General features: G+C 44.4%; 14 protein-coding genes. 13 read left to right on the forward strand and 1 reads right to left on the reverse strand.

Annotation, left to right across the window (positions count from 1 at the left end):
* Positions 1-207: 207 nt before the first annotated feature.
* From FTU46_RS05930 to rdgB, 9 genes are all read left to right on the forward strand, one after another.
* Entirely contained in the window at positions 208-2,463 is a 2,256-nt protein-coding gene (locus FTU46_RS05930; RefSeq protein ID WP_180104544.1) for a catecholate siderophore receptor Fiu, read from the forward strand.
* A 79-nt stretch (positions 2,464-2,542) separates the two neighbouring features.
* Complete coding sequence (locus tag FTU46_RS05935) at positions 2,543-3,226, forward strand: Fe2+-dependent dioxygenase (protein ID WP_180104545.1); 684 nt, start codon at positions 2,543-2,545, stop codon at positions 3,224-3,226.
* The gene (locus tag FTU46_RS05940; RefSeq protein ID WP_180104546.1) at positions 3,226-4,332 is read left to right on the forward strand and encodes an alpha-hydroxy acid oxidase; all 1,107 of its coding nucleotides are present in this window, start codon (positions 3,226-3,228) and stop codon (positions 4,330-4,332) included. Before FTU46_RS05935 ends, FTU46_RS05940 begins: the two co-directional genes overlap by 1 nt.
* A gap of 316 nt (positions 4,333-4,648) precedes the next feature.
* Positions 4,649-6,967, forward strand: coding sequence for a TonB-dependent siderophore receptor (locus FTU46_RS05945; RefSeq protein WP_180104547.1), 2,319 nt, complete (start codon positions 4,649-4,651; stop codon positions 6,965-6,967).
* A gap of 464 nt (positions 6,968-7,431) precedes the next feature.
* The gene (leuA, locus tag FTU46_RS05950) at positions 7,432-9,129 is read left to right on the forward strand and encodes a 2-isopropylmalate synthase (RefSeq protein ID WP_180104548.1); all 1,698 of its coding nucleotides are present in this window, start codon (positions 7,432-7,434) and stop codon (positions 9,127-9,129) included.
* Positions 9,130-9,241: 112 nt separating this feature from the next.
* Complete coding sequence (locus FTU46_RS05955) at positions 9,242-10,402, forward strand: homoserine O-acetyltransferase (RefSeq protein WP_034704397.1); 1,161 nt, start codon at positions 9,242-9,244, stop codon at positions 10,400-10,402.
* Positions 10,402-10,995 carry a methionine biosynthesis protein MetW gene (gene metW, locus FTU46_RS05960; protein ID WP_004781976.1) on the forward strand — a complete coding sequence of 198 codons (594 nt, stop codon included), beginning with the start codon at positions 10,402-10,404 and terminating at the stop codon, positions 10,993-10,995. Before FTU46_RS05955 ends, metW begins: the two co-directional genes overlap by 1 nt.
* A complete protein-coding gene (locus FTU46_RS05965; protein ID WP_218951175.1) occupies positions 10,992-11,582 on the forward strand; it encodes a tetratricopeptide repeat protein in 591 nt (196 codons plus the stop codon). Before metW ends, FTU46_RS05965 begins: the two co-directional genes overlap by 4 nt.
* A 116-nt stretch (positions 11,583-11,698) precedes the next feature.
* Complete coding sequence (gene rdgB, locus FTU46_RS05970) at positions 11,699-12,325, forward strand: RdgB/HAM1 family non-canonical purine NTP pyrophosphatase (protein WP_180104549.1); 627 nt, start codon at positions 11,699-11,701, stop codon at positions 12,323-12,325.
* Between the two features lie 166 nt (positions 12,326-12,491).
* On the opposite strand, the gene FTU46_RS05975 is transcribed toward rdgB, so the two are convergent.
* Complete coding sequence (locus FTU46_RS05975) at positions 12,492-13,373, reverse strand: permease (RefSeq protein WP_159123603.1); 882 nt, start codon at positions 13,371-13,373, stop codon at positions 12,492-12,494.
* Positions 13,374-13,559: 186 nt separating this feature from the next.
* Between FTU46_RS05975 and FTU46_RS05980 the strand changes: the two genes are divergently transcribed.
* The 4 genes from FTU46_RS05980 (at position 13,560) to FTU46_RS05995 (ending at position 17,402) form a co-directional block, all read left to right on the forward strand.
* Positions 13,560-13,778 (forward strand): Sec-independent protein translocase subunit TatA, encoded by a 219-nt coding sequence (locus FTU46_RS05980; RefSeq protein WP_159123604.1) that lies wholly within the window; start codon positions 13,560-13,562, stop codon positions 13,776-13,778.
* Positions 13,779-13,787: 9 nt separating this feature from the next.
* Complete coding sequence (gene tatB / locus FTU46_RS05985; protein WP_179992406.1) at positions 13,788-14,210, forward strand: Sec-independent protein translocase protein TatB; 423 nt, start codon at positions 13,788-13,790, stop codon at positions 14,208-14,210.
* Entirely contained in the window at positions 14,207-14,986 is a 780-nt protein-coding gene (tatC, locus tag FTU46_RS05990) for a twin-arginine translocase subunit TatC (RefSeq protein WP_180012668.1), read from the forward strand. Before tatB ends, tatC begins: the two co-directional genes overlap by 4 nt.
* Positions 14,987-15,173: 187 nt before the next feature.
* Positions 15,174-17,402: a PhoX family phosphatase gene (locus tag FTU46_RS05995; protein ID WP_159123607.1), complete on the forward strand. Its 2,229-nt coding sequence runs from the start codon at positions 15,174-15,176 to the stop codon at positions 17,400-17,402.
* The last annotated feature ends 8 nt before the right edge of the window (positions 17,403-17,410 follow it).

Consider the following 17,410-nt stretch of genomic DNA (forward strand, 5'->3'; position numbering starts at 1 on the left):
CAGATTAAAGTTTGAATATTAAACAGTAATTTCATCCATAAATTCATAAGAATGATTTAATTAAATATTGTTAATGATAATTATTATCACTACAATTCGCAAAATTGTTAAAGGCCATAACAATAACTCCATAATTGCTGCTATTTGATGAACTCGAGCATATCAAGGTGGTAAGGGAAATATTATTCAATTCAGGAATTCTGTCACATGGCGCATATCAAAAGCCGAAAACATCATTACAAGACTTCATTGGTCGCACTTGCTGCAACTTTGCCACTGATCACTCATGCAGATAACATCACCAATGAAGGCGTTATTCAGCTTCCAGAAATTACAGTTAAGAATAAAACTGCAAATGAATATAAAGTAGATCAATTGAGTTCTGCTAAATCTAGCCAAGCTTTAGTAGATACGCCTCAAACCGTTTCGATTATCAACAAGAACTTATTAAAAGAACAAGGTGCAACCACCCTGGTTGAAGCCTTACGTAATACGCCAGGAATTACCCTGCAACTCGGTGAGAATGGGAATACCAGTGCTGGCGATGCCTTCCAGATGCGCGGCTTTTCAACTCAAAGCTCCACCTATCTGGATGGTATTCGTGACCTCGGCGCTGTGAGTCGTGATGTATTTAACCTGGAACAGGTGGAAGTCGTAAAAGGCCCTGCGGGTGCCGAAGGTGGACGTGGTACGGCGTCTGGTTATGTGAATCTGGTCAGCAAATTGCCTCATTTGGAAAACAGTCGTGAAGTCTCTGCCACCTACAATACGGCTGAACATACGCGTCTTGCCACTGACATTAATCAGGCGATCAATGACAGCGTTGCTGTCCGTTTAAATGCAATGGGTCAAGATGGCGGTGTAGAAGGCCGCGACTATATCGAGAATCAAGGCTGGGCTGTTGCCCCTTCTATCGCCTTTGGTCTGGATAGTGATACTCGACTGTATCTTTATTCCCAGCATATCCGCCAACGTAACATTCCGGATGGCGGTATTCCAACGATTGGCATGAAAGGATTCTGGAATGCAGATCCGCTAATCGCCAGCGCACCTAAAGTAGACCGTGAAAATTATTATGGCCATGTAGATGACCATGAAGATGTTGATGCTGATATGTATACAGCCAAAATCGAAAGTGACTGGGCTGAAAATCTGAAATTTACCAATATTACCCGTCTGGGCAATACCCAGATGCAGCGTACTTTGACGGGGATTAATAGCCTTTCAAGAAATGACTCTACCAATCCTCAAGACTGGACAGTAAGCCGTTCACGCCAGGGTGTTGATCAGGAAAATAAAATTCTGGCCAATCAGAGCACGGTGAACTGGAATGTCAAAACCGGTTCAGTAGAGCATGATCTGGTCGCTGGCGTAGAGCTATTAAAAGAGCAGCAACATTCCAGAACACTGGCTACACAAATGCCAGGGCAGCCTACTAACAGTACACCACCCGCGAATCTATACCATCCTGACCGTCACCAGAATCTGCCTGATCCTGTGTATACGGGCGCTTATTCGGATGGTGAAACCCAGACGGCGGCTGCTTATCTTTTCGATACGCTCAAGTTTGGCGAACGTTTTCAACTTAATGGTGGCGTCCGTGTCGATTATTACGATACCAATTACGATGCACTAGGTTACTCAACCGATAGTACGACACTAGCAGTGACTGAAACCAAAACAGATTTAAAAGCCCATGACACTTTATTCAGCTGGAAGCTCGGTGGTGTATATAAGCCAACCGCCTACAGCAGTGTGTATACATCTTATGCCAAATCCCTGACACCGCCGGGTAGCAGCAACTTTAGCCTTTCAACTACAGGAATAAACAGCTCGGCAGCAGACCCTCAAGAGACTCATCATTATGAAATTGGCACCAAATGGGACCTGCTGGATGGTGATCTGGCTTTAAATGCTGCGGCATACTACACCGAAAATGAAAACCAGTTTACCCAAGATCCAATTACCCGCGAGTCTGTTCAGGAAGGTAAAACTACAGTTAAAGGAATCGAATTGGGTGCTGTCGGTAAAATTACTGATGCCTGGAATATTTCAGCAGGTGTTGCCCATATGAAAACCGAGCAAAAAGACCAGTTCAGTGTCAACTCCAACACGGGTGTAGTGACCCAGACCAATAGTGTACGTTGGTCACCTGAATGGACCGCTTCTTTATGGACGACCTATAACATTGCTGGTTTAAAACTGGGCTTGGGCGCACGTTATGTGGATGAGCAAAAACGTGTGATTACAGACAGTACTGCAGCAGCGAATATGCCAAGCATTCCAAGCTATGTGGTATTTGATGCCATGGCCGGTTATACCTTTAATGACCAGACTTCTTTAAACCTGAATGTTTATAATCTGGCAGATAAAGAGTACATCAGCACGTTGAATAATGGAGGTGGCCGTGTGATCTTGGGCCAACCACGTTCAGCAGCTTTAACCCTGAACTATAAATTTTAATTCAGCTTTTATCTCTATCTATCAATATCGTGTATTCTCTTGAATGCACGATATTTTCAATTGCAGGAATGCTTTTAAAATGATGTTACATATCCCGGCAGTATTAAGTAAAGCACAAGTTGCCGAACTGAGACAGCAATTGGATCGCTCAGAACACTGGATGAATGGGCAACTCAGTGCGGGGAGTCAGGCACAGAAAATCAAAAAGAACCTGCAGCTGGATTCTTCTTCTGTTCTGTATCAGCAGATTAGCCCTATCATTTTACAGGCACTGAAAAGTCATCATTTAATTACCTCTGCTGCCCTGCCGAAACATATCCTGCCGCCCCTGTTTAACTGCTATCAGGATTCAGGCACCTATGGCAATCATGTGGATAATGCCATTCATTACTCTCCTCTACTCGGACAGGCCATTCGTACCGATGTGTCACTGACTTTATTCTTATCTGAAATCGATGAATATGAAGGTGGTGAGCTGGTCGTTGAAGACCAGTATGGTTGCCATGAAGTGAAACTGGACGCTGGTGATGTGATTGTTTATCCATCGACCAGCCTGCATCGTGTTGAACCAGTGACCCAAGGCAGGCGTATTGCGGCTGTGACCTGGATTCAAAGTATGGTTCGGGAAGATGCCAAACGCAGTATGCTGTTTGATCTAGACATGACCATTATCAAGCTGCGCCAGCAAATTGGCGATACCGAAGAAGTCCTACAACTGACCCACCATTATCACAACCTGATTCGTCAATGGGGTGATTTGTAATGTCACGTGAACCAATGGCGCCACTGACCCAAATCCCAGCCTACCTACAAACCATCGCCGATTATGAGGTCGAAGCCGAGAAACATCTCTCCAGCATGGTGTGGGATTATCTGCAAGGCGGTTCCATGAATGAAGTCAGTGTCCGGGATAATTTACAGCAGTTTCAGGATATTCAGCTTCTGCCGCGTATGCTGAAAGATCTGACCCAAGGCAACACTGAAATCGAAATATTCGGACAAAAATTTCCGTATCCAATTTTTTTGGCACCGATTGGACATCAGCAGCAGTTTCATCCTGAAGCCGAAGCCGCTTCTGCCCTCGCCGCAGAAGTGATGGGTAGTAATATGATTCTCAGTACTTTTACGAATACTGACATGCGCGCATTGAAACAGGACAATCCACGCAAATGGTTTCAGCTTTACTGGCAAGGGAATCGGGAAAAATCTCTAGCTTTGGTCAAAATGGCTGAGGCACACCATTATACGGCGCTAGTGATTACGGTAGATTCACCACATACTGGCATCCGCGATCGTGAACGTCGTGCGTTTTTTCATTTACCGGAAGGCATGCAACATCCGCATACGCCTACGCATATTCCCTTACCAGAATTAAAGGAAGGTGATCATCCTGTCTTTAACGGACTAATGAAAATTGCCCCAACTTGGGAAGATATTGCCTGGATGGTACAGCAGACTCACTTACCTGTGATTCTGAAAGGCATTGTGCATCCTCAGGATGCCCAGCTGGCGATTCAGCATGGGGTAAAAGGCCTGATCATTTCCAATCATGGCGGTCGCGTGCTGGATACCTGCATTTCTCCTCTCATTGCCTTGCAGCTGATTAAAAAGGTGGTGCCAGCAGATTTTCCTCTGCTCTATGATGGCGGCATCCGTCGTGGATCGGATGTATTCAAGGCAATTGCCCTAGGTGCTTCTGCTGTCCTGATTGGCCGTCCTTATATTTATGGTCTGGCGACTGCCGGAGCTTTGGGCGTAGCGCATGTGATCAAAATCCTGAAAGAAGAATTTGAGATTACCATGGCCTTAATGGGAACAGCGACCGTGGCAGATATTCAACCGAGCTGTCTATTTAGGGGAATTGATTAATTAGGATTTAATTGAAAATAAAAATGAAAAATAAATTAGTTAAATATCTTACCCTTAACTCCTTGAAGCGTCTTTAAAGGCAATTCAACATAGCTTTATCTATCAATAGCTATTATCAATAAAAACCAAATAAGATCCATATTTAATCAATCTATATTAAAAACATGGTTTTAATTCTCAGTTCGCACTCTAGTCTATCTATTTTTTAAATTGATTAAATTTTGTTCATTGCCAATATCAATGCAAGAAGGATAGCAACGATAACAATAATAATTATTATTTGCGAATCCAAACTTAAAAATAAAAAAGAATGATTATGAGCTATATAAAATCTCGTAAAAAAATAGTTTCTTCAGCCATCGTTTCTTCCCTTTCTTTTGCATCTGCACACACGATTGCACAGGAAAATGTGGTGCAGCTTGAGACCATTCATCAGGAAGTACAAGCTGAACCCGTGCCGGGTCTAAAAGTCGATCAGTCAGCCAATAGCAAGTTTGTTGCGCCACTCCTGGACACGCCAAAATCTGTGGTCGTGATTCCCCAACAACTGATTGAAGATACGCAGGTCACTACGCTGGCTGATGCTTTGCGTACCGTACCAGGTATTACTTTAGGCGCAGGTGAAGGCGGCAATCCGAATGGGGACCGGCCTTTTATTCGAGGCTATAACTCGGAAAGTTCGATGTACGTCGATGGCGTGCGAAATTCGACTTCACAAAACCGGGAAATGTTTGCCATTGAGCACGTCGAAGTTACCAAAGGTTCTGCTTCTGCCATGGGCGGTGCGGGCACTACGGGTGGCAGTATTAATATGATCTCCAAAGTGGCGAAAAAGGGAGATGCGCTGGAAGGCTCTGTTGCGGGTGGTACAGATATGTATGCACGTATCACTCTGGATGCTAACAAGGACTTCGGCAATGGCATGGCGGCTCGTATCGCGGTCATGGGCCACCAGAATGAAAAAGCCGGTCAACATGACGGTCCTGAATATAAACGTGCTGGTATTGCACCCAGCTTCAGTTTTGGCCTGGACAGCGCAACGCGTGGAACTTTAAGTTATTACTATTTGAAAACTGATGATATTCCAGACTCCGGCGTTCCCTATAATAATCCATTTGGAGCCACCAATGCCAATGTCGCTTTAAATGGTAATGGGAAACCAATTGATGTCAAAGCTGGTCAATACTATGGCTGGAAAGATCGTGATTTCCAGAAACAGGAAAACCAGATTGGTACTTTAAAATTAGAACATGATTTGAATGACAATCTAACCCTGAGTAATACGGCGGTCTTTAACCGCTCTAAAAATGACTACCTCTGGACCAACCCCGATGATTCACGCGGGAACTTCATTTTGAATGGCAATGTCTGGGCACGGGCCAATTCACGTATCGCAAATACCGATACCTTTACTGACCTACTGGCTTTAACAGGCAAATTTGATACTGGTGCTATTCAACACAGCTTTAACCTGGGTGCAGAATATTCAGATCAGGATACCGAACGTACCCAATATATTATTAATGGTCTGAATGCTACTGGAAGCTCTTTTGCGGCCTGTGGTACTCCTGCCAATGTGGCCTTAGGCTGGTGTACTTCTGTAGACAATCCAGACCGGGGTGCGTGGACGGGGACACTTAATACAGATGGTGCGGACCGTTATGATATCGAGACCAAATCAAAATCGATCTACTTACTGGACAGTATCGAATTGCATCCGCAATGGATTCTGGATCTGGGTATACGTTGGGATGATTACAAAACTCAGCAAACCTTGACCTATGGACGATTCAATAATGCGGTGACAGGTGCAAACAATACACCGATTACCGCCGTTCCAGGTGATCAGCTGACCCTCGAAAATGAAGAAGACTTTTTTAATTATCAGGCGGGTCTGGTCTTTAAGCCAAGAGAAAATGGCAGTATTTATATCAGCTATGCCACTTCCTCGAATCCGGTCGGTATCGATGGTGGTGATGGCTCTGAAAGTATTAGCGCAGCTATTGAAAATCTAAAAGCTGAAAAAGTCCGCACCATGGAACTGGGAACTAAATGGGATCTTCTGGAAGATAAACTGAATCTGACGGCAGCCATTTTCCGTACTGAAAAAACCAATACCCGCTCCACCGATGCTGATGGCAGTACCCGTAATATCGGTGAGACCCGTGTCGATGGGATTGAGCTGGGTATCAATGGAAATGTCACCGAGAAATGGGCAATTTCCGCAGGCTATACCTATTTGGATAGTGAACTGATTGATGGTGGCTTTGAAAATATTGGAACCACAGCAGATCCCATCTATGTACCAAGCTCGAACAATGGCAATCGGGTTCAGAACGTAGCAAAAAACAGTGCAACCTTATGGACGACCTATCAGGTCATGCCTCAACTGACATTGGGTGCCGGTGCTGTGGCAATGGATAAAATTTATGGCAATGCCGCCAATACCAAATTTGTTCCCGGTTATGTGCGTTACGATGCCATGGCACGTTATCAGGTGAACTCCAATGTAGATCTACAGTTGAATATCAATAACCTGTCCGATACACGTTATTTTAGCAAAGCCTATTCTTCCCACTATGCCACTGAAGCAGAAGGCATCAGTGGTGTTTTAGGCCTGCATTTTAAATACTGATCTGAGCAATCTTCATGATATTAAGGGCTAGTCTGGATTCATCAAACTAGCCTTTATTTTTTGATATGAAAGATTTCATGTATGCATTGCTTAAGAACTTCCAACAAAGCTATTATATAAAGAAATATTTTAGCCTTATCGCTTAATTACAGGAAAATCCAACAAAATTAAAATAGATTATAGAAATATTTTTCCAATTAATAACTTTATAAGAAAATCTTTTTTAAGATACGACTAAAATCCATAGAAAAAGCAAAAACTTTTCACGTTTTCTGGACTAAAATTTAATTATAGGTTCACCATGCAGGTGTCTGGTTGATCCTGATGATCAAAACTTAAAAAATACAGGATTGATCTAATTTATCCTCACCTGCCTGTAAACGAATATATAGACAAAATCTATGCTGTAGACCGAGCAACTGCTACACCAAGCGAGTATGCCAGGCTACCTAAGGAGCTCTCTCATGATGTTGGCTGATCCAAGTAAAAAATACCGTCGCATGTATCAACGTGTGGACTTACCAGACCGTCAATGGCCGAACAATGAAATCACTAAAGCGCCAATCTGGATGAGTACTGACCTGCGTGATGGTAACCAGGCGATCTTCGAGCCAATGAACATCGAGCAGAAGTTCAAAATGTTCCAGATGTTGGTAAAAATCGGTTTCAAACATATTGAAATCGGCTTTCCATCTGCATCGCAAATTGATTTCGACTTCACTCGTAAATTGATCGAAGAAGGTCATATTCCGGATGACGTCTACATCGAAGTATTGGTTCAGGCACGTGACCATTTAATCGCACGTACTTTTGAATCTTTACAAGGTGCGAAACGCGCAATCGTGCATATCTACAACTCTAACTCACCGACATTCCGTCAAAAAGTGTTGAACGTAGACGTTGAAGGTGCAAAACAGTTAGCGATTAATGCAGCGCAAAAAGTGAAAGAATACGCAGCAAAACAGCCTGAAACTAAATTTGTTTTCCAGTACAGCCCTGAATGTTTCTCTGCAACTGAATTGGAAGTGGCGAAAGACGTTTGCGACGCTGTGACTGAAATCTGGGAAGCATCTCCAGAAAACAAAGTGATCTTGAACTTGCCAGCCACTGTCGAAGTCTCTACACCAAACGTGTATGCCGACCAAGTGGAATGGATGCACCGTAACATCGAGCGTCGTGACGGCGTGATCATTTCAGTTCACTGTCACAATGACCGTGGCTGTGGGATCGCAGCGTCTGAATTGGCAATTATGGCCGGTGCTGACCGTGTCGAAGGTTGTGTATTCGGTAATGGTGAACGTACCGGTAACGTGGACGTGGCAGCGATTGCCTTGAACATGTATACCCAGGGTGTTGCGCCAAACTTGGATTTCTCGAACATCAACGAAATCATTGCGACTGTTGAAGAATGTACGGGCTTGCCAGTCCACCCACGTCATCCATATGCGGGTGACTTGGTCTTCACTGCCTTCTCTGGTTCGCACCAGGATGCCATCAAAAAAGGTTTCGAATTCCAGAAAAACGAAGAAATCTGGGATATGCCGTACTTGCCGATCGATCCAAAAGACTTGGGCCGTGACTATGACGCTGTCATCCGCGTGAACTCACAGTCTGGTAAAGGCGGTATCGCTTACTTATTAGAATCGAACTACAACGTGACCTTGCCACGTCGTTTACAGATCGAATTCTCGCAAATCGTGCAGCAAAAAACTGATGAAGATGGTACTGAGATTTCAGCACAAGCGATCTGGAGCTTGTTCAAAGAGACATATGTTGCCGCAAAAGATGCCCATTATTCAGCGAAAAACTACAAATTGTCAGATGAAAATGGCAATCAGGTGATTGAGTTGGATATTGAAGTCAATGGTGAAACTCAGCACTTGCGTGGTGAAGGTAACGGTCCGATCTCTGCGATCTTGGATGCATTACAATTGCCGATTGATGTCTTGAACTATGAAGAACGTAGCATCAGCTCAGGTGCACATGCCAAAGCCTTGGCATTGGTTGAACTTCAAGTAAAAGGCACAGGTAAATCTGCCTTTGGTGCTGGTGTACATGACAACATCGTGACCTCTTCAATTGAAGCGATTATTGCATGTACCAACCGCCTGATCGACCAGGATGTGTTAAGCACTGAACAGGTGATTGCTGCTGCCGTCTAAATCCAGTATTTGAATTAGCAATAATTCATAGCATTAAAAAGACTTTAGAAGGATACCTGCAAATGGTATCCTTTTATTTATTCATACTAAAGATTTAAGGCGAATCATTCCCGTGTCTTTTCCAGCTGACTCAGTGGGCCTTGTTGTCCCACAAAAGTTCCAATTCGAACAGCCGTTAGAGCTTGAATGCGGTCGCATCCTCCCACGTTTTGAACTGATGGTAGAAACTTATGGCGAACTGAATGCCGATAAGTCCAATGCCATTTTGATTTGTCATGCCCTGTCTGGCCATCACCATGCAGCCGGTTATCATCATGAAGATGACAAAAAACCAGGCTGGTGGGATGCCTGCATTGGTCCGGGCAAGGCAATCGATACCAATAAATTCTTTGTGGTGGCGCTGAATAATATCGGCGGTTGTAATGGTTCTACTGGTCCTACCTCTCCTAATCCCGAAAATGATAACCGTCCATATGGTCCAGACTTTCCGCTGGTCACTGTGCGTGACTGGGTGAAAACTCAGGCGATGCTGTCTGACCGTCTGGGAATTGATGTGTGGTATTCCATCATTGGCGGCTCACTCGGGGGCATGCAGGCCTTGCAATGGTCGGTAGATTATCCGGACCGTCTGCAAAAATGTGTGATTATTGCCAGCGCACCAAAACTGTCTGCACAGAATATTGCCTTTAACGAAGTTGCGCGTCAGTCGATTCTGTCTGATCCGGACTTCCATCATGGCCGTTATCTGGAAAATGACAGCTATCCAAAACGTGGTCTGATTCTGGCGCGTATGGTCGGTCATATTACCTATCTGTCTGAAGAAGCCATGAAACAGAAATTTGGCCGTGATTTAAAATCTGGCAAATTCATGTATGGCTTCGATGTGGAGTTCCAGGTGGAAAGCTATCTGCGTTATCAGGGTGAACAGTTTAGCCGTAACTTTGATGCCAACACTTACCTGATCATGACCAAGGCACTGGACTACTTTGATCCTTCACGTGAATATCAGCAGTCACTGGTCAAAGCGATGGCACAAACCAAATGTAAGTTCCTGGTAGTTTCTTTCACGACTGACTGGCGTTTCTCGCCTTCACGTTCTGTTGAAATCGTGGATGCCCTCATTACCAATCATAAGCCGGTCAGCTATGTCGATATTGATGCTGAACAAGGCCATGACTCCTTCCTGTTCCCGATTCCCCTGTATGTAAAATCCTTGCGCGCCTTCCTGGGCGGTGAAGAACATCTGCGATCAACACCGAAGGAGGCTGTGTAATGCGTATTGACCAACAACTTGCTGAGAAATGGATCAAGCCCGGTTCACGTATCCTCGACCTCGGTTGTGGTGATGGCGAACTGCTGGCCCATATGAGCAAAAAGCACAATATTCGTGCATATGGATTAGAAATTGATCAAGAAAAGATTGCAATTGCGATCAGTCGCGGGTTAAATATCATCCAGCAGGACTTAAACCTCGGTTTAAGCCGTTTTGCTGACCAGTCTTTTGACTATGTGGTGATGGCACAAGCTTTGCAAGCTGTAGATGCACCAGACGTATTATTGCGTGACATGGTGCGCGTAGGGAAACAGGCCATTATTACCTTTCCAAACTTTGCGCACTGGAAGACTCGTTCTTTCTTGGCATTAAAAGGGAAAATGCCGGTTTCGGAAGCCTTACCCTATATGTGGTATAACACCCCGAACATTCACCTATGTACCTTCCGTGACTTTGAAGCATTATGCGCGGAAAACAACATAAAAATTATTAATCGACTCGCTGTGAATGGGAATCAAGAAGATAGTTTGCTGAGCAAACATCTCCCAAATCTATTTGGTGAAGTCGCAATTTATCGAGTGAGCGCTCTATGAAAAAATTATTATTAAGTACGACGCTACTGGCTGGACTTTTTGGCATGCAGGCCCATGCCGATTACGTTGCACCAACGCCTTCTGTGGCCAGCCAAGCAGCGCAATATTCAGTAATGGACATTCATAGTCTGACTAAAGCGGCTAAAGCAGGTCAGCCTGGTGCACAATTTTATTTAGCAACAAAATACCAGTATGGTAAAGACATTCAGAAAGATGAACGTCAGGCTTTTGCCTGGTATAAAGCAGCAGCAGATCAAGGTCTGGCAGTGGCTCAATTGAATGTAGGCCGTATGCTGGCAGATGGTATTGGCACCAAGAAAGATGAAACACTGGCTCGCCAGTACTTTGAAAAAGCAGCCAGCCGCGGTGATAATCGTGCCAGCTTTAACCTGGCGATGATGGAAGAGAAAAAGAAAAACTATATGGGTGCTTATCAGTGGTATGAACTTTCGACCCGTGATGGCATGCTGGACAATAAAGTGATTACCCTGTCTGAAGGCAAAAAGACTGCTTTGGCAGCCAACCTGACTCAGGAACAGATCCGTCAGGCGCGTGACCGTGCTGACAAATGGATTCAGGCGCAATAAGCTGAAATCCTGTAAAGAGCACCTTCGGGTGCTTTTTTTATTGCCGCTTTATTTCCTGAACATTGGCAAGCAGGGTTAAAATAGCCCATCCTTAAAGTTCAATATCGAGATTCAACATGGCGTCAACTGACTGGTTATCCCAAGGCACACTGGTACTGGCAAGTAATAACAAAGGCAAAATTGCAGAATTTGAAAAGATGTTTGCCGAACTAAAACTCCCAGTTGAAGTTATTTCTCAAGGTAAACTGAATATTGAAGACGCAATTGAAGATGGTTTGAGCTTTGTTGAAAATGCCATTATCAAGGCACGTCATGCCTCACGTATTTCTGGCAAACCTGCGATTGCTGATGATTCAGGGATTTGTGTACCAGTTCTGGGCGGTGCACCTGGAATTTACTCTGCACGTTATGCGGGTGAACATGGTGATGATGCAGCGAACAACGAAAAATTACTGGCTGACCTGAAACCACTGCGTAAAGACGGTGAACCGATTGAAGGCATGTTTGTGTGTGTACTGGCCTTAGTTCAACATGCCGAAGACCCATTACCACAAATCTTCCAGGGCATCTGGAAAGGTGAGATCTTGGAAGCAGCCCGTGGTGAAAATGGCTTTGGCTATGATCCGCTGTTCTGGTTACCTGAACTGGGTATTGCGAGTGCGGAAATGAGCAAGGAAGAAAAAAATAAAATCAGCCATCGTGGTCAGGCGATGAAACTGTTTAAGGCGAGTTTGGAAAAATAAATCTAATTCCTAAAGGAGTCCTCCCTCCTTTTAGGAGGGAGTTAGAGGGAGGCCATTTCCTCACCCTTGGGGAGAAGGAGCCCCTCCCTTTTTCAAAGGGAGGTTGGGAGGGATTTAAATAGTAAATTACCTCTCCCTAACCCTCTCCTACAAGGAGAGGGAACTTTCATAACGTTGGCACCACCGCATGTACCACCATCCCATACACTCCAATCAAAATTGCACTCGCAATCGTTCCTGAGGCAATATATTTCGCTGAATAACCTGTGCCCTGATAATGGGTTTCCAGCGCCACAATATTGGCTGCTGGTGGTAATAAAAAGAACATCAGCATGACGGCATACGTTAGAGTAAACTGTGGAATCGGCAAATAAAAATAAGCTGCACCACACAGTAACACCGCAAACAATCCCCGACTAAAAATTAGTTGTAGACTGCGCATTAAATCGAAGCGGCTGATCCGTACATTGCTTAGCCACATTCCTAGCACACACATGCCACTAAAAGTCACCAGCACTTTATTGGCTTGATACAGCATCTCTACCCAAGCCACTTGTTGCCAGTGACTCAAATCCCAAAATGACAATAAAGCTGCCATCGACAAAGCCACCACTGGCGGTGAGAGCAACACATTTTTTAAAATATAACGCGCGTCTTGTCTGGCTTCACTGACTGCCATGACTGCACAGACATTGCCAAACAAAGAACCACCAATGTACAGCGCCACCACGGTACTGGTCGCTTGTGGACCAAAAACGGCCAAGGCAAAAGGAATCCCCAGCCATGCACCATTTAAATAGCTCAGACATAAGGCACGCAGTTTATTTTTAAGGATGCAATAAAATACGGCAAAAAACAGGCAGGAACAAAAGAAGCTAAAGCTGATCAGCCACAAACTGCCTTCCTGGTAGAACACCATGTTGTAAATAATCAGCACCGGAATCAGGACCCGGGCCAGTAAAGCCGCCAAGAAAGGCCGAATCGGTTTTAAATATTGCACGCCCCAATAACCGGTCAGAAAAGACAGGAGCGGAAGAATCAAGGCCATGACAGTACTGCTGGGATTTCTATATCAGGCCATATGCTAGCACAGCATGGTTTTGATCGAATCGTAGATTTTTTGATATGAGCTATTCATCGCACTGATGCTGTGTCGGCAAACTGTCATTAAAGCGTCACTGCATTGTCATACAAGCCTGCTGAGATAGGTGCATGAAATATGGAGGATAAAATAATGGCAGGATTATCAATTTGGCATGTGCTGATTTTTGCAATTGTGGTGATTTTATTGTTTGGCACATCGAAACTGAAAAATCTGGGTAAAGATGTTGGCGGCGCAATTAAAGACTTTAAAAAATCGGTCAAAGATGAAGAAGCTGAACAGGCCAAGTTAGCAGAGCCACGCATCATCGAAGCACAAGTCAAAACCCCTGAAACCTCGATCAAGAGTTAAGAGTTCGCTATGCTCAATATCGGAATGACCGAGCTGCTGATTTTCGGGATTATTGCGCTTTTAGTCCTTGGGCCAGAGAAACTTCCTGAGGCAGTACGTTTTGTCGGAACATGGTACGGCAAGATCAAGCGTATGGTGAGCAATGTTCAGAATGATCTTGATCGTGAATTACGTCTGTCTGAGCTACGCGAACAAATGCAGGCTGAAATGCAGCGGATTCAGCAACTCGAAGCCAAGATGCAGGCACAAATGGCAGATTTACAGCAGCCGATCGCAACTGAGAAATCAAAAGCAAAGCCTCAGCCTGTTCAGGTATCGGTCAGCTATCAGCCGATCGTAGAGCCTGTATCCCCTGTGTATCTACCTAAACCGGCAATAACACAAGCTGCGATTTCCGAACAACGCTATACAGAAATGAAGGTGGCTGTATGACATCCTTACCGACCACACCAGCCTCAAATGATGCTGCAGTGGTAAATCTTGAAGAGATGCCAATTACCCAGCATTTGGTGGTATTAAGAAAGCATCTGTTTAAAGTAGTTGCTGTCCTGATTGGCCTGTTTTTCTGTTTATTACCCTTTGCCAATCAGACTTACCAGTGGCTGTCTGAACCGCTGCGTGCACAGCTACCCGCAAGCTCGACCATGATTGCCACTGATGTGACGGCAACCTTCATGGCACCGTTTAAGCTGAACTTTTTTGTGGCACTGATGATCGCGATGCCGTTCATCTTGTACCAGCTCTGGACCTTTATTAAGCCGGCGCTGTATGCCAAAGAAAAGAGTCTGGCTTTACCACTTCTGATCGGCAGTATCGTGCTGTTTTATACTGGCATCAGCTTTGCATACTTTGTGGCATTGCCCTCGATTCTGCATTTTTTTATCAGTGTTTCGCCTGAAACCGTAGCCCCAATGACCGACATCAACAGTTATCTCAGCTTCTGTTTAAAGCTGTTTCTGGTCTTTGGTTTTACCTTTGAAATCCCGATTATTACCTTGGTTCTGATCTTGATTGGAGTGGTTTCAACCCAGACGCTGGTCGAAAAACGCCGCTTTATTATCGTTGGCTGTTTCTTTGTAGCTATGTTCGTGACTCCACCCGATGCCTTGTCGATGATCATGTTGGCCATCCCCATGTGGTTACTGTTTGAACTGGGTTTACTGGCAGGAAAACTGATCGAAAAACGCCGTTTAACCGATCAACAATAACAAGAACCCAAAAACAAAAAGAATGTATTTCACTCAGGCAGCCTTGGCTGTCTTTTTGTTTACATTTACACCAATATATTGATTTATTTAATTTTATTGAAATATAGACTTAACCATTTTGTCATACTTTAGGTCTAATTTATTTCTGACTTAATGAAAAGCAAGCCTTTCACCAGGATCAGAAAAAATGACAGATTATTTAGATTTTAATGATGATTATGACAGCAACAATTCGGGGAATGCAGAGTTCACTCAACTTTTGCAAAAAAATATTAACCGCCGTGAATTGATCAAAAAAACAGCTGGTGGTGCAGTTGCCTTAACTTTAGCAGCTTCTTTAACCGGTTGTAGTGATGACGATGATGAACCAAATAACTCAGACAATCCTACTCCACCATCAACTGAACCAGATTTAACAGCGAAACCAAGCTCGCTAAAATTTAAGGCAGTCGAGAAAAATACTTTAGAACAATTTTCGGTGCCTGAAGGCTACGATTTCAAAATCTTGCACGCTGTAGGCGATCCTCTGAATTCAAGCCTGCCAGTTTGGGATGAAAACAATATTCCAAGTGGTATTTCATATGAGCGTCGTGTTGGTGATAACCATGACGGCATGACCTTTTTCGGTATGAATGCCGCTAAGCAAAATTATGATGCAACAGTATCTGATCAAGGTCTGTTGGTCATGAACCATGAATATTTGCAACGTGGTGATCTACACCCTCGCGGCAATGCTTTTGATCCAAAAGATATTACTGAAGATGAAGCGCTTCGTGAAATATACGCGCATGGTGTTTCAATTGTTCATTTGAAAAAAGACCCAGTCACTCAAGCTGTTAGTGTGAATCTGGACTCACCATTTAACCGTCGTATTACTGCAGCAAGTGAAATCGAATTTAGAGGCCCTGTAAAAAACCATGCCTTGGTACAGACAGCATTTAGCCCAACTGGCTTGATCACACGCGGTACGATTAATAATTGTGGTAATGGTTATACTCCGTGGGGTACTTACCTCACCACTGAAGAAAATTTTAATCAGTACATCGCGCGTCAAACAGAAGATGATGCTGGGGATGTACGTGACGCCATGACTGAACATGCCATCTCTCGCTATAAAGTGAGCAATAAGGCAAGTGGTTATAACTGGCAGAGTATTACAACTCCAACACTTTCATCTGTAGATATGTTCAGCCGTTGGAACACTGCTGCTTTAGCGAACACAGCTCAAGAAGATTATCGAAATACAATCAATACCTTTGGCTGGATCGTGGAAATTGATCCATTCGATAACCGCAGTCGCCCAGTAAAACGTACCGCATTGGGTCGTTTTGCGCATGAAGATTGCCGTGTTAGCCGTGCGATTGAAGGTAAGCCACTTGCATTCTATATGGGTGATGACTCTCAGGGCGAATACATCTATAAGTTTGTATCAGCAACCAATTGGAATCCAAGTGATATCAATGGTGGCTATGCAGCTGGTGATAAATACATGGACCACGGTAAGTTCTATGTCGCCAAGTTTGATTTTAATGAAGCTACGGGTGAAGCGCGTGGTGAATGGCTTGAACTGTCCATGAATAACCCGAAAATTACTAGTTATGAAAAGTATCAGTTTAAAGATCAGGCCGATATCTTGGTACATGCACGTCTAGCTGCCGATGCAGCGGGCGCGACCAAAATGGACCGTCCAGAATGGGTTGCCGTAAATCCTGAAAATGGTGAAGTTTATGTAACTTTAACCAATAACTCGCAACGCGGTACCGGCCATGCCATTGATGCAGCCAACCCACGTCAGTACTCGGACGATGATGATACGACTAATCGCTTGCGCGGTAACATCAACGGCCATATCATCCGCTTCCGTGAAGATCAGGATGATGTCAGCTCGACTGGCTTCACTTGGGATATTTTCCTGTTTGGTGCAGAAGCAGATTCGATTCCTGGGGTTAACCTGTCAGGCTTGACCGATGACAATGACTTCTCTAGTCCAGATGGCATGTGGTTCGATCCACGTGGCGTACTGTGGATTCAAACCGATGATGGTGCTTATACAGATACCACGAACTGTATGATGCTGGCTGCTTTACCAGGTCAAATTGGTGATGGTAGTGTAGCTACAGCTACTGCAGGTGCCGGTACTCAGAAAACACCACTTGGCACTCAACTAGATGACTCCAAGTTACGTCGTTTCTTGGTCGGTCCAGCAGATTGTGAAATTACGGGTGTGACCATGACACCAGACTACAAAGCAATTTTTGTGAATGTTCAGCATCCGGGTGGTACTTGGCCATCAAACCAGCCTGCAAATTTAATCAGTACAGGCAAAGGCTCTCGCCCTCGTTCGGCTACAGTGGTTATTACCCGTAAAGATGGGGGAATCATTGCAGGTGAAGCCTTAGAAACGACTCAAGCTTAATTCTCAAG

The sequence above is a fragment of the Acinetobacter sp. YH12108 genome, from assembly GCF_013419055.1.
Classification (GTDB): domain Bacteria; phylum Pseudomonadota; class Gammaproteobacteria; order Pseudomonadales; family Moraxellaceae; genus Acinetobacter.